14 protein-coding genes and 3 pseudogenes are annotated in these 12,651 nt (G+C 51.5%); 8 read left to right on the forward strand and 9 right to left on the reverse strand.

Annotated elements, in window-relative coordinates:
• Positions 1-62 precede the first annotated feature (62 nt).
• The 6 genes and pseudogenes from SK51_RS25880 (at position 63) to SK51_RS14305 (ending at position 3,280) form a co-directional block, all read left to right on the forward strand.
• Positions 63-191: a KPN_01571 family protein gene (locus tag SK51_RS25880; RefSeq protein WP_209662595.1), complete on the forward strand. Its 129-nt coding sequence runs from the start codon at positions 63-65 to the stop codon at positions 189-191.
• A gap of 11 nt (positions 192-202) precedes the next feature.
• Positions 203-613: an Exc2 family lipoprotein gene (locus SK51_RS14290; protein WP_022648348.1), complete on the forward strand. Its 411-nt coding sequence runs from the start codon at positions 203-205 to the stop codon at positions 611-613.
• 67 nt (positions 614-680) lie between these two features.
• A pseudogene (leuE, locus tag SK51_RS14295) lies at positions 681-1,317 on the forward strand (leucine efflux protein LeuE).
• Positions 1,318-1,439: 122 nt separating this feature from the next.
• Positions 1,440-1,870: pseudogene (locus SK51_RS25630) on the forward strand (replication endonuclease); the annotation flags it as partial.
• 297 nt (positions 1,871-2,167) lie between these two features.
• Positions 2,168-2,842, forward strand: a complete 675-nt coding sequence (locus tag SK51_RS14300) for a hypothetical protein (RefSeq protein ID WP_023306416.1) — start codon at positions 2,168-2,170, stop codon at positions 2,840-2,842.
• Positions 2,843-2,851: 9 nt separating this feature from the next.
• On the forward strand, positions 2,852-3,280 hold the full coding sequence (locus SK51_RS14305; RefSeq protein WP_022648346.1) for a WapI family immunity protein: 429 nt from the start codon (positions 2,852-2,854) through the stop codon (positions 3,278-3,280).
• Between the two features lie 157 nt (positions 3,281-3,437).
• Here SK51_RS14305 and SK51_RS24295 read toward each other — a convergent pair.
• Together SK51_RS24295 and SK51_RS14315 are read right to left on the reverse strand one after the other, a co-directional pair.
• Positions 3,438-3,899, reverse strand: a pseudogene (locus SK51_RS24295) (DDE-type integrase/transposase/recombinase); the annotation flags it as partial.
• A gap of 113 nt (positions 3,900-4,012) precedes the next feature.
• Positions 4,013-4,309 (reverse strand): YciI family protein, encoded by a 297-nt coding sequence (locus SK51_RS14315; RefSeq protein WP_003856755.1) that lies wholly within the window; start codon positions 4,307-4,309, stop codon positions 4,013-4,015.
• Positions 4,310-4,530: 221 nt separating this feature from the next.
• Here SK51_RS14315 and tonB point away from each other — a divergent pair, with 221 nt between their 5' ends.
• Positions 4,531-5,253 carry a TonB system transport protein TonB gene (gene tonB, locus SK51_RS14320; protein ID WP_032622462.1) on the forward strand — a complete coding sequence of 241 codons (723 nt, stop codon included), beginning with the start codon at positions 4,531-4,533 and terminating at the stop codon, positions 5,251-5,253.
• 38 nt (positions 5,254-5,291) lie between these two features.
• Here tonB and yciA read toward each other — a convergent pair whose 3' ends face one another.
• The 5 genes from yciA to SK51_RS14345 all read right to left on the reverse strand — a co-directional run bounded on the left by yciA (position 5,292) and on the right by SK51_RS14345 (position 9,878).
• Positions 5,292-5,687: an acyl-CoA thioester hydrolase YciA gene (yciA, locus tag SK51_RS14325; RefSeq protein ID WP_022648341.1), complete on the reverse strand. Its 396-nt coding sequence runs from the start codon at positions 5,685-5,687 to the stop codon at positions 5,292-5,294.
• Positions 5,688-5,784: 97 nt separating this feature from the next.
• On the reverse strand, positions 5,785-7,971 hold the full coding sequence (locus SK51_RS14330) for a TonB-dependent siderophore receptor (protein ID WP_048206778.1): 2,187 nt from the start codon (positions 7,969-7,971) through the stop codon (positions 5,785-5,787).
• A 180-nt stretch (positions 7,972-8,151) separates the two neighbouring features.
• Entirely contained in the window at positions 8,152-8,691 is a 540-nt protein-coding gene (locus SK51_RS14335) for a septation protein A (protein WP_003856762.1), read from the reverse strand.
• A 13-nt stretch (positions 8,692-8,704) separates the two neighbouring features.
• Positions 8,705-9,448, reverse strand: coding sequence for a YciC family protein (locus SK51_RS14340; RefSeq protein WP_023306412.1), 744 nt, complete (start codon positions 9,446-9,448; stop codon positions 8,705-8,707).
• Positions 9,449-9,473: 25 nt separating this feature from the next.
• Positions 9,474-9,878: a YkgJ family cysteine cluster protein gene (locus tag SK51_RS14345; RefSeq protein ID WP_017384228.1), complete on the reverse strand. Its 405-nt coding sequence runs from the start codon at positions 9,876-9,878 to the stop codon at positions 9,474-9,476.
• Positions 9,879-10,160: 282 nt separating this feature from the next.
• Between SK51_RS14345 and ompW the strand changes: the two genes are divergently transcribed.
• The gene (ompW, locus tag SK51_RS14350) at positions 10,161-10,793 is read left to right on the forward strand and encodes an outer membrane protein OmpW (protein WP_023306411.1); all 633 of its coding nucleotides are present in this window, start codon (positions 10,161-10,163) and stop codon (positions 10,791-10,793) included.
• A 286-nt stretch (positions 10,794-11,079) separates the two neighbouring features.
• Here ompW and yedF read toward each other — a convergent pair whose 3' ends face one another.
• A complete protein-coding gene (yedF, locus tag SK51_RS14355) occupies positions 11,080-11,313 on the reverse strand; it encodes a sulfurtransferase-like selenium metabolism protein YedF (protein ID WP_003856774.1) in 234 nt (77 codons plus the stop codon).
• Positions 11,310-12,521 (reverse strand): selenium metabolism membrane protein YedE/FdhT, encoded by a 1,212-nt coding sequence (gene yedE, locus SK51_RS14360; RefSeq protein ID WP_023306410.1) that lies wholly within the window; start codon positions 12,519-12,521, stop codon positions 11,310-11,312. The genes yedF and yedE overlap by 4 nt, the downstream gene beginning before the upstream one ends.
• Positions 12,522-12,651: the final 130 nt, after the last annotated feature.

A 12,651-nucleotide genomic window follows, 5' to 3' on the forward strand; every position in this document is an offset into this window, starting at 1 on the left:
CAGTCTCCTCCCGTCTGCTTTCCACGATATACTACGTCCCCATAACGTCATGATATTAAAAGATGAATCCTTATCTCTGGATTTTTATTGCACTTTTGGCGCTGGATGCGCTCAGGGAAGGTTTAGGACTTTCGTCATTTTCCTCATTGGCAGATTATGTTTTTGCATGGGGAATACATTGGCTTTATTAAAGGAAAAAAGGATGAACGTAAAAGTGATGGCAGCACTCTTCGGGATTGCAGTATTAAGCGGTTGTGCCAGTAGCAAAACCTCACCCGAACGGCACGCGTTTTATTTCGTGTCGCATCAGTCCAGCTTTACTGGCGGCAATTACACCTCCAGCGTGCAGAAAAATTATCACCTGAACGTAGCGCAGTTCCGCGAGCTTTATGCCCGGGGCAAAGCTGACCGTGCGGAAGGGCGGACTCAGGCTGAAGCCAGTGAATACGCGCAAAGCATTCGCGATCAGTTGAAAGAAAATGCGAAGTCGCAGGAATTGTACGCAGGCAACGCGAAGGATAAATGGTCTTCGGACATGGACAGTAAAGACGCCATATTATTTGGTAACGAACTGGCCGCGACTTATCTTGATGGCTATAACGGCGTACAATAGCGCAACTGATTCAGGGGATACCGTTATTACTGGTATCCCCGCTGTTTTTGAGCAAAAGGAGTGAGACGTGTTTGCGGAGTTTGGTGTACTGAATTTCTGGACCTATGTTGTCGGCGCATTTTTTATCGTGCTGGTTCCAGGACCGAACACCTTGTTTGTGCTGAAAACAGGGATTGGCCACGGCGTTAAGAAAGGCTATCTGGCAGCCACCGGTGTGTTTATTGGTGATGCCGTGCTGATGTTTCTGGCCTGGGCGGGCGTCGCCGCGTTGATCCAGACCACTCCGGTATTATTTAATATTGTCCGCTATCTTGGGGCGTTTTATCTGCTGTGGCTCGGCGGAAAAATGCTCTGGTCCGTTATGACACGTCAAAAAAATGCGCACGAAAGTAGCGCCGAACCGGCAAGCGCGATCCTTAAGCGTTCGCTGGTGCTGAGCCTGACGAACCCGAAAGCGATTCTCTTTTTATGTATCGTTCTTCGTGCAGTTCATTGATGTCAATGCGAAGGATACCGGCACGTCGTTCCTGATCCTCGCCACAACGCTTGAGCTGATCAGCTTCATGTACATGAGCTTCCTGATTTTCTCAGGCGCGTCTGTCACGCGTTATCTGAAAACCAAAAAGAAACTGGCGAAGCTGGGGAACGGGTTGATAGGCCTGCTGTTTGTTGGATTTGCGGCGAGGCTGGCGTCGCTGCACTGAATGAAGAAAAGGCTCCCGAGGGAGCCTTTTTAATATCTGGCGTAACTTGAAAGACGCGCCAGACAAGGCTTCACGTTTTACTACTAGCAGTCAAAAGCCATAAAAAGCGGCTCTGACGCGCCCGGAGTCCTGTCAATAACTGTGGAAAGCTCACAGGCGGTGGCGATCCAGTTATGACCCCCACACCGTCCGAGCAAGCCGCAGCGGTGTTAAATCTGATTGAGCGCGGGGTTATCGGTTGGAATGAGCCAGACGTTGTGTAGGTGCTTAACGAGGCGTTAAAAGCTCGCGCACCGCGCAAACATCGACATCAAAGAAGCAATGCGCCGCTCAAAACCAGCGAGCAAGCGCCATCAGCCCGGATGACAAAGTCCGAAAGGGATCGCGTCGCAAAAATTCGTTTCGATTTAGCTCAGGACGGCATTACCCCGGAACGGTGTGAGCTCGACGCGCTGGCGCGTGGGGCACGGTGATTTATGGCAAGAAAAGTTTCAAATATCCGGCTACTGACGAGTGGCCTGGAAATTCAACTGAAATGGAGTGGACTTTATGAAAGATTATTTATTCAGATGGCTAATTATCGCAAGAGAAAATAACCGCAAATATAGCGAGATCAGCGATACGAAAATTGAGGGGTTTACACCGGTGATAGGTTCGATAATTCCGCCGCCACGTCGACGATAGCAACGCCGCCGGTGCTGAAACTCGCTTTCAGTGTCGGTGGTGTTGAACAACGAGCCCTGAGAGGCGTTAACTTCTAAGCCGATAAAATCAGAATCAGGAAAAGTAGATTGAAGTAAAAACGTCCTTTATGATGACTCAAAGGTTAGCCCAAAAGGAAATCATGACAATGAGCGTTGGATTAATTACAGACGAGCCAGGACGTTTCTACACCTTCCAGTCTACATTGCCAGCCGGTGAATATTTCGAATTTCGCCCACGCAATCCTCCACTGAACTCAAAACCCATCGTTGATGACGAAAGCGGGATGTGTATTGGTTATTCCGTCGCTCAGGCTCCCGGTTTATGGCAGATTTATGATGCAGACGGCATGTTTGTTAGGCTGGAAGAAGCGCCATTAGAAGCCCCCCTGATTGACCCAACAGACCTCGCTCTAATTGCTTTTGGTGCATTTCGTCTTTTACGGGCAGGTCAGGCGTTACTGGAAAGTGGTGTCAAAGCCGGCGTAACTGTGAGGCTCAGTGAGGCTACCATCAGTCTCTTGCGTGGCCGCCTTAAAATGGGCTTATCCGCTCGCGCGCTCAGGATGAGCGAATCATCGGCAAAACACATGCTGACCCCAGGTCGTTATGTGCCTTTGCAGATTCAGGAAAAGGCCATTCGTTATGGCATAAGAACGCCGGATCCTCTCAAAAAGCCAGGGCTTTTCCGTTACGAGGCTCGTATGTATAAGCTGGTGGAAGACAGGCAAAATAAAGGCACTTATATTTATAAGTCTTACCGTCTTGAGGTTTTGGTCAGGGAAGCTGACTGGACTATCATGCATTTTCAGTACATGCCGTAAGGGGGGATCATGATAGATATCACAAGCGGTGACAGACACCTTAAATTAACACCTTATGAAAGGCTGGCTGAGCCCGAAGAGCCTGCCTATAGCCGTATTATGGTTTGGGTTGAATTCTCAATCCCAGCCTTAAAAACAGAGTTTGCTGCAGAGTTTTTTGTCGGTCAGTTGGAGCAGTTCAGGAATGATACACATGATTTCCATCTGGCCTTAAAGACAGGGGCGAAATTTAAGGATATTAATTTAACCTCGGCATTCGAGCAGGTTGTGCTTAAGTTTCATCAGGCACATTTTGCCGGGGCTGTTGGCGTTAGCATGGTACTTAAGCCTGAAAACCATGCTGACAGTATTACCCTTGATGATTCCTTCGATATTGATGAAAGTTACTTTCCCGACCTGCTCTCTGGACTGGACGACATCATTTCATGGCAAAACTGATGCTTGCATCAAGCCACAAGACCGGCACTCAGAATGCCGGTCTTGTTATGCCATTTACTCGTGATTTTCTCGTATTTAAGCTCTACATGCATCAGGTGCATGAGTTTGCATCCGTTTTTTACTCCAGCATTTGCCAGTCAGCGCCAGCGCTGGCACAGCTTTCCGCAACCGCGTTGTCGTGGCAGTTACAGCGACGACTCATGCTGCCTTCCAGACCGTGTGATTTCAGGAACGACTGCCACTCATGGCTCGTGTACTGACTGACCTGATCAGAGTGAACCAGTACCTGCTTATGAGGATTACGCCTCAACACCGCCATAAAGAATGCGTTCAGGACAATCTCTTTTGTCATGCGGGGTTGCATTGACCAGCCGATAACTTTGCGTGAGAACAGGTCAACCACCACGGCCAGATACAGCCAGCCTTCGTGGATTTCGGCCTGAGCATCTGACTGTTCATTATGAGTGGAAGAATCCGGACCGTACTTCTTTATCCAGGCGTAAAGACTGTGAGTGGTGATATCGAGACGTGTTGCAACACTGGAAACAGAATGACCGCGTTCAACAACCAGTTTGACTGCTTCAATTTTAAACTCTTCAGGATAACGCTTACCGCTCATGGGCACCTCTCTTTAAGTCATCTTAAATGACTCTGAGGTGTCTGTTAAACCCGTGGCGATTCAATTTCATTGTGTTAAGGTGTTTAAAATGGCTCCCGAGGGAGCCTTTCGTTTCAGAACACTTTTTTATACGGGCGAACCGTGACTTTCTCGTACACGCCGGCTGCGACGTACGGGTCTGCTTCTGCCCAGGCCTGCGCGGCTTCCAGAGATTCAAACTCGGCAATCACCGTGGAGCCGGTAAAACCCGCTGCTCCCGGATCGTTGCTGTCAACGGCAGGCATCGGGCCTGCGGTCAGCAACCGACCTTCATCCTGTAGCAGCTGTAAACGCGCCAGATGGGCAGGGCGAACGGAAAGACGTTTTTCCAGAGAATCAGGTACATCTTCAGCGTAAATCACATAAAGCACGGCAAAGCTCCTTAACCGGTAAAAGTGACATTTACGTTATGTGAAAGCACAAATGACTGCAATGTAAAGATAATAACAATGTTAAAACCCTGATCTGGATGCCCCTTTTTTGCCCTCTTATACGCTTAAATTGCGCCAGGACAAAGTGTCTTATTGAATATGATTGCTATTTGCATTTAAAATCGAGGTTCGGTTTTTTAACGTTGATGATTATGACTTCGATGACCCTTGATTTACCTCGCCGCTTTCCATGGCCGACGCTGCTTTCCGTCGTTATTCACGGTGCTGTCGTGGCGGGTCTGCTCTATACCTCGGTTCATCAGGTTATTGAAATGCCAGCGCCAGCGCAGCCAATTTCTGTGACCATGGTATCGCCCGCGGATCTTGAACCGCCGCAGGTTGCGCCGCCGCCGCCACAGCCCGTTGTTGAACCCGAGCCGGAACCCGAGCCGATTCCTGAACCGCCAAAAGAAGCGCCGGTGGTGATCCATAAGCCAGAGCCGAAACCTAAGCCGAAGCCAAAACCCAAGCCGGTCAAAAAGGTGGAAGAGCGTCCGAAACGCGAAGTGCGTCCGGTTGAGCCACGCACCACGCAGCCGGTTGAAAATGCCGCCCCGTCACGTCCGCTGATGAGTAACACCACGACCGCGACAAAACCGACGGTAACGGCGCCAGCGGGCCCGCGCGCGCTGAGCCGTAACCAGCCGCAGTATCCGGCACGTGCTCAGGCGTTACGTATTGAAGGGCGTGTACGGGTAAAATTCGACGTTACGGCTGATGGACGTGTGGATAACGTGGAAATCCTGTCCGCACAGCCGGCGAATATGTTTGAACGCGAAGTTAAATCGGCCATGCGCAGGTGGCGTTATGAAGCCGGTAAACCCGGCAATGGGTTGATTGTAAATATTGTCTTCCGCCTGAACGGCGGGGCACAGATGGAATAAAAGAAGCCTCCGCAAGGAGGCTTTTTTTTACCTGAGGATCAGCTCCGTGGGAGCTGGCGGGGCTTACCGTCGCTATCCACTGCCACGTAGATGAACAGGGCCTCCGTCGCCTTATAGCGCTGACCAATCGGTTCAGAAGAGACTTTTTTCACCCATACTTCAATGTTAATGGAGATAGACGTATTGCCGCGTTTTACGCAGCGTGCGTAACAGCACACCACGTCCCCCACCGCGACAGGGCGCAGGAAGGTCATGCCATCGACCCGGACGGTTACCACGCGCCCGTGTGCAATCTCTTTTGCCAGGATTGCACCGCCCATATCCATCTGCGACATTAACCAGCCGCCAAAAATATCGCCATTGGCATTCGTATCCGCAGGCATTGCCAGTGTGCGTAAAACCAGTTCGCCCTGTGGGGCGTCATTTGTTGTCATTGTTTTAAACTCGTAACTGAAGACTTCAGGCGGGATGCTACTATGATTTCTGGCTGGAGAGAATAGGGTTAGCGCCCGCAGCGCGGGCGCCTGAAGGTCAGAAGGACATGGTTACGCCAGCGTAATAGGCGCGGCCCGGTTCGTTATAGGTAGATGCACCGTCATTTTCACGGTAAATCTGCTTGTCAAAGAGGTTGCTGATGCCGGCATTCAGGCGCAGGTTTTTGGTCAGCTGATAGTTACTGCCGATACCCACGATGGAATACGCGCCGATCTCTCTGTTGGACATCGCATTTTCCTCTTTGCGGATTTCAGCGTTTTCTCTGGGCTTCTGGCGGCCGTACATCGTCCAGCTTACGTTGGCTGAAAGCTTGCTGTTAACCTCCCAGTCCAGCATGGTGTTGACGGTATATTTGGGGATAATCGACAACGGATTACCGGTGTCTTTACTTTCAGACTGAATCATATACGTCGCATTAGTACGCCAGGTTAGCGTGTCGCGAATAACAGGGACGGTGAGGTTGCCTTCCAGCCCTTCAACAACGGCCTTACCGCCGTTCTCCCATTGCAGGATATTTGCGTCGCTGCTTGTCTGCCCCAGCACGTCCGTTCCTGAAACGATCTTGTTTTTGTAATCATTGCGGAACCAGGTAATTCCAGCCTCGTAGCCTTCCAGGGCAAAGGCCAGGCCGATCTCTTTGTTCACGCTGATTTCCGGATCCAGATCCGGGTTACCTAACAGATAACAGCTTCCTTCGGAAACGTTATTCGGGCAGCCATTGCCGCGGGTGGAAAGCAGATAGCCTTCGCTGGATTGATACAAATTTGGCGCTTTAAATACCCGAGCGATACCCGCTTTAACCTTGAACATGTCACCCAAATCCTGAGAGAGGTTCAGGCTCGGACTCCAGTTGCTGCCAAATTGATTGTGATAATCAAAGCGGAGCCCTGGAATCAGGTTGGTGCCCTGACGCGCTTCAATATTGTCCTCAAGATAGATGCCGGTGAGGTCAGCGCTGTTTTTGCTGTTGCGCTCAGAAGCCGTGCCGGGAACGCCGTTAATCACTTCTCCCGACACATTTGTCGACTGCATTGAGGCCGGATCGTTCAGTTCATCACGGTTCCATTCTGCACCCACGGTTAGCGTCTGTTCTACCAGCCAGAAGAGAGGAATGTTCAGTTCACCCGTTGAACGGTATGACTCCAGCCGGCTGGTATCGTATTTATCGCTATTGATCATCCCTTCAACTTTGCTCGTAGAGCCTTCTTCCAGTCGGGTGTTGTTGGTCTTTTCATAATAAACCCCGAACTTTGACTGACCCCAGTCCCAGATGCCGTTGTGCGTAATGCCATAAGACTGGCGGTACATTCGGTTGGTTTCGTGTCCATACAGGGACGACACCAGACCGTCAGGGCTGACGTTGCTGTTGCTGTATTGAGTATCACCCGCGTAGATATTGCCCTGGCGGCTGTAGCTGTAGTCGAAATCGATAATCTGCTGTGGCGTGAGTTTCCAGGAGAGCAGGGCATTAATGTCCTTGTTACGTACGCCCTCTCGCCCGGCGGCGTAAGAGCCGTTTTGCGCGGTGTTGATGTCCTGAGCATCTGCGTCGGTTTTGTTGATGTTCCCGTACAGGCGCATCGTTAACGCATCGCCCGCGAGGGGGCCGCTCAGATCAAAATTAGCGCGTTTCGTCGCCCCCTCTTTATCATTTTCAGGCTGGTTAGTGTACAGGGAGAGGGAGCCGTGCCAGTCGTTGGACGGGCGTTTGGTAATGATGTTGACGACGCCGCCGGCAGCCCCCGAACCATAGCGGGCGGCAGCTGGTCCCCGGAGCACTTCAATACGCTCAACCATCTCTGGCGGAACCCAGTTGGTGTCCCCGCGGGTGTCGCGCTCTCCGCGCCAGCTGTAGCGCACCGAGTTACGTGACGTCACCGGCACACCGTCAATCAGAATCAGCGTGTTCTCTGGCCCCATACCGCGGATGTCGATCTGACGGTTGTTACCACGACTGCCTGTCGCGCTGTTTCCGGTGAGATTAACCCCGGGCATTTTGCGAATAATTTCCGAAAGATCGTTAACCGGTGGATCCTTTTCTATGTCCTTTGCCGTGATGATGGAAACCCCCGGCTGTTGCTTTAGGGCCTCTTCAGCGGTTGCCTGAACGACCATTGTTTCACCATCGGCGAGAGGATCTTCCGCTGCGTGCGCGCTCTGGTATAGCGTTGAAAAAATGGCGAGTGTAAGTGTAGCCGGGGCAAATCTTATTATGTTATTCATCAACTCATTTCCATTTGTTAAAAATGCGATGAAGAATATTAATGATAGTGATTCTCATTACAATAAAGCGACAGCAATCTCCATAAAATCTTCATGATTCAGACATTTTCGCAGGAAGGTTGTGGAGAAAAGGGAAGGCGGGAAAAGAGGCCAGACCGCGTGACGATCTGGCCAGAAGGATCAGTGCTTGTCATCCTGCGGCATGTGGCGATAAATATAAACGCCGCTGAGCAGGGTGAAGATAAGGGTCAGCGCCGTCAGGCCAAACACCTTGAAGTTGACCCAGATATTCTGCGGCAGCCAGAATGCGATATAGATATTCGCCAGACCACACAGAATAAAAAATAGCGCCCAGGCGATATTCAGACGCCCCCACACAGCCTGCGGCAGCGTCAGTTCTTTCCCCAGCATGCGCTGGATCAGCGGCTTCTTCATCACCCACTGGCTGATGAGCAGCGCGCCCGCAAACAGGCCGTAAATCACTGTGACCTTCCATTTGATAAATTCATCATTGTGGAAGAACAACGTCAGACCACCAAACACCGCCACCATCAGGAAAGTGATGAGCGCCATCTTTTCAACTTTGCGATAGCGAACCCAGCTGTAAATCAGCACCACAGCCGTTGCCACAATCAGCGCCAGCGTGCCGGCATAGATGTCGTACAGCTTATAAAAAGCGAAAAATACGATCAGCGGTAAAAAATCAAGAAACTGCTTCATTCTGCGATCCCGGTTACTGACGAATTAACATGTACAGGCGGAACAAATAGACCAGCAGTACAGCTGAAATCAGATTGCTCAGCGTATTGGCGACAACCGCGCCGACGTTTGGCGTTAATACCGCAAAATTCGGCGCAAACAGCAACAGTAGAGTCTTGGCCAGCAACCAGCTGATAACGGCCGGGGCGACCAGACGCATATTCGCCCACGCGAGCCTTATACTGCTGCGCATGGCGGTGAAAATACCCATTTTGTCCTGCACAACCATTACTGGCGCAAATGAAAGCACGATAGCCAGCAGCACGCCCGGAACGACAACCAACATTATCCCCATCTGGACCAGCAGCGTAGTCAGGAAGATGAGGATAAACAGTTTCGGCAGCACCGGAGCACTGGCCCCGATGGCACGTAACGCGCTGACGCGTTGGCCGGCAGACACCAGCTGGATCATCACCAACACGCCACCCGCCAGAATGGCGTTGCCGATCAGCCCCGAGAAGGTAGATGCCGCAGATGCACGCAGCAAGATTTGCTGTTGCTCTGGCGTCATATTCTGCACAAGGTCAAATAACCCTGCGCTGCCTGCAAGATGATCCCCCTGGCTCAGCGAGGCAATCTGTTCATCACTGGGTGAGAACGCATGACCCAGCACCACCGTAATGAAGGCGCACAACAACGCGATCAGTAAAAAAGTAACGAACTGATTGCGGAAAAAATTTCCCGTGTCACGGTAGACAGACTTCGCCGTGATAGACATGCACTCTCCTTGAGTATTGCAGGTGTTAATTAGCCGGCAATTGTACACCGGATAACACGCTGGTGGCAGCATCAAGGCTTGTATGGAAAAGCATATCTTTGTAAAGCGGCGGTAATCCATAGCGGGCGCGGGCGCGATTGCATGCCTCATTGACCTGTCCATCCTCTCCCGACATCGCGAAAGTGCGGCACGGGCTGGGGCGATCCGCGTAAATGGAACAGCGGGTGGATACCCCTGGTTCACCTTGCAGTGCCACACAGCGGCTCTGTTTTTGGTTGGTGCCGCGCATGCAACGCAGGAAAGGGGTCAAGGGTTCAGTGAGATCAACCGGAACGGTGCCGCCGCCATCGCTGGCTTCAGCCCAGTAGAAAGAGACTCGAAAATACGCACAACAGGCTCCGCACGTCATGCACGGGTTATGATCACTCATGGCACACCTGCAAAAGTAGAACGCATCAAATCAGATTGTGAGAGCGATAAATTATCCAGCCGCTACAGGAAGCGCAAGAGAGGAAAAACAGAAAATTTTTCAACTATGAAATGCCAAAAATTGACGCGGTAACAACTTATTGCTTTATGAGGCGTCACCAAAAATTAACCTAGATCAATGAATGTTAACTTACTGGTTTTAATGTGATCTGTGTTAGATCACTTATTACTCATTTGTGAGTATATTCTCCTCCGCAATTAAAACCACAACGATGGAGCGGATATGAAAAAATTAGCGGTGGCAGCCCTTATCTTAAGCAGTCTCTCTGGCGGCGCGTACGCGCATGAAGCAGGTGAATTCTTTATTCGTGCCGGTTCGGCAACGGTGCGTCCAACGGAAGGTTCCGACAATGTACTGGGTATGGGCGGGTTTAACGTTAGCAATAACACCCAGTTAGGCCTGACATTCACGTATATGGCTACGGATAACATTGGCGTTGAGCTTCTGGCCGCCACGCCATTCCGTCACCGCGTCGGTTTAGGGCCGACCGGGGACATTGCTACGGTGCACCATTTACCACCAACCCTGATGGCGCAGTGGTACTTCGGCGATTCCAGCAGCAAGTTACGCCCTTATATTGGTGCAGGCGTTAACTACACCACCTTCTTTGATGAGAAATTTAACGATACCGGTAAAGAGGCTGGGCTATCCGATCTCAGCCTGAAAGACTCATGGGGCATGGCGGGGCAGGTTGGTCTGGATTATCTGATTAACCGTGACTGGCTGATCAACGCCTCGGTCTGGTATATGGACATTGATACGGACGTGCGCTTTAAAGCTGGCGGCCAGCAGCAAAGTATCAATACCCGTCTGGATCCGTGGGTATTTATGTTCTCAGCAGGCTATCGTTTCTGACAGAAGATATATCCCCGGTCAGCCGGGGATTGCTGTATGGTGGTTGTTCCACATACCTGGCTGGAGGGGATATCCCCAACATCAAATTTGAGTGTCCGGTTTGTGCAGGTAAACAGTTTCAGTTCACGACGTTCAGCCCAGCACATAGCCTACCTCACGGTGCTATCTGTTCCGTTTGCGGAACACGTCTCACCATTCATTCATGCCTGCCGAAGCTCAGACGACGACGGTGGCCAAAGCCAGTAAACTAGAAAAGGCCTCTGAGAGGCCTTTTTCGATCGTGAAATCACTTCTGAATTAAATAACGAATGGTTGGTCCGTCCTGCTGGATATCTAGCACGGTATAGCCGTGATTTTTGGCATCAAGCGGAATGTTATTGATCGACTGGGGGCAATCGCTCACCACTTCCAGAATTTCACCTTTCTTTAGCTGCGGTAGCGCTTCAAGCGTGGCGACGGCCGGGTAAGGGCAAGGTTCACCCACCATATCGAGACGATAATCAGGCACGATCTCTTTCATGCGGCATTCTCCTGAGTTTCAGTTTTGACGGTGACGCGTCGGAAGAAGCGCTTCTCTTGTGCAACAACCAGTAAGAAGGCGATAAGCAGCAGGGCGTAGGTCACCAGGAGTCCCCCGAGTGGACCAAAGGTTTTCAGCAGGTTGACCTTGTCCCAGTTTGTTGCCAGCACCGGAGAGACGTCATCCCAGTAGCAGGCCAGAAGGGTAGAGCCAATCACGTTACCCAGACCCACCCACCAGTAATGCACCTGGCCTTCCACAGCGCGATACATCCAGCCGGTTTCACACCCGCCCGCCAGCACGATGCCAAAACCAAACAGCAGCCCGCCAATGACCGCATTTGGGCCCGCCCACATGATTTTCGGTTCCACGCCGAGCTGAACGTAGCTGAAGATGCCGATCGCGCTCACGGCCATACCGGCAATGATCGCCTTCGCCATCATGGTTCGTCCGGTGATCCACATATCGCGAAACGCGGAGGTAAAGCAGATCTGCGCGCGTTCAATCAGCAGACCAAAGCCGACGCCGAACAGCATGGCCAGACCGAGTTTGGGCTGATTCATCGCCGTGCAAATCGCCCAGGCAACCATAGCAAAAAAGACCAGCATACCGAGGCGGAAGCGACGACGCGCCTGATCGGGTTTTTGCGTTAACGGAGATGCAGCGCTAACTTTCGTCATTTTCACCGGAATGCGGAACAGTGGCAGCAGGGTGAACTTTGCACCGAAATATGAGCCAATGGCGGTGGCGACGGCAAAGAACCAGGCATGCAGCGAGAACTGCGGAATACCGGTAAAGAACGCGGCCAGATTACAGCCCATCGCCAGGCGGGCGCCAAACCCGGCAATGATACCGCCGACCACGGCCTGCATAATGCGGATGCGGCTTTTCGGCATGCGCAACTTAACGTTGTTGGCCCACAGCGCGGCCGCAAAACATCCGCCAAACATGCCAATGATCATCATTCCGTCGATGCGGGTCAGCGGTGAGCCCTCAAGATGGATCAGTTTGAAGTAACCCCACTCTTCGGCATGAACGCCTGCCAGCTGTAATAGCTGCCCACCCCAGCGGGTAAACTCGCCCGTAACAGCCCAGAAGGTGCCGGTAATACCGAAATAATAGGTAGAGAGAATGCCTGCCGCGATAACGGCCGGAACAGGTGACCAGAACTTAACCAGGTAAGTCTGTTTGAAGGAATGCCAGGACATGAATAACCTCTGAACTCAGAAGGGTAACGCTAAAAAGAGCCCAGATCATACGCTTACGCGAAAGTTTGAAAAGTCATTCACACCGAAAATATCGACAGGATCAATTTTGACCTGCTTCTTTCAGGAAGAG

The sequence above is a fragment of the Enterobacter sp. MGH85 genome, assembly GCF_001037655.1.
GTDB lineage: Bacteria > Pseudomonadota > Gammaproteobacteria > Enterobacterales > Enterobacteriaceae > Enterobacter > Enterobacter intestinihominis.

Coding starts and splice junctions, on each gene's coding strand:
- SK51_RS14345 (WP_017384228.1), bottom strand. CDS start 9,878: ATGAGTGATCATAACCCGTGCATGACGTGCGGAGCCTGTTGTGCGTAT.
- yedE (WP_023306410.1), bottom strand. CDS start 12,521: ATGTCCTGGCATTCCTTCAAACAGACTTACCTGGTTAAGTTCTGGTCA.
- tonB (WP_032622462.1), top strand. CDS start 4,531: ATGACCCTTGATTTACCTCGCCGCTTTCCATGGCCGACGCTGCTTTCC.
- SK51_RS14290 (WP_022648348.1), top strand. CDS start 203: ATGAACGTAAAAGTGATGGCAGCACTCTTCGGGATTGCAGTATTAAGC.
- SK51_RS25880 (WP_209662595.1), top strand. CDS start 63: ATGAATCCTTATCTCTGGATTTTTATTGCACTTTTGGCGCTGGATGCG.
- ompW (WP_023306411.1), top strand. CDS start 10,161: ATGAAAAAATTAGCGGTGGCAGCCCTTATCTTAAGCAGTCTCTCTGGC.
- SK51_RS14300 (WP_023306416.1), top strand. CDS start 2,168: ATGAGCGTTGGATTAATTACAGACGAGCCAGGACGTTTCTACACCTTC.
- SK51_RS14335 (WP_003856762.1), bottom strand. CDS start 8,691: ATGAAGCAGTTTCTTGATTTTTTACCGCTGATCGTATTTTTCGCTTTT.
- SK51_RS14340 (WP_023306412.1), bottom strand. CDS start 9,448: ATGTCTATCACGGCGAAGTCTGTCTACCGTGACACGGGAAATTTTTTC.
- SK51_RS14330 (WP_048206778.1), bottom strand. CDS start 7,971: ATGAATAACATAATAAGATTTGCCCCGGCTACACTTACACTCGCCATT.
- SK51_RS14305 (WP_022648346.1), top strand. CDS start 2,852: ATGATAGATATCACAAGCGGTGACAGACACCTTAAATTAACACCTTAT.
- yedF (WP_003856774.1), bottom strand. CDS start 11,313: ATGAAAGAGATCGTGCCTGATTATCGTCTCGATATGGTGGGTGAACCT.
- yciA (WP_022648341.1), bottom strand. CDS start 5,687: ATGACAACAAATGACGCCCCACAGGGCGAACTGGTTTTACGCACACTG.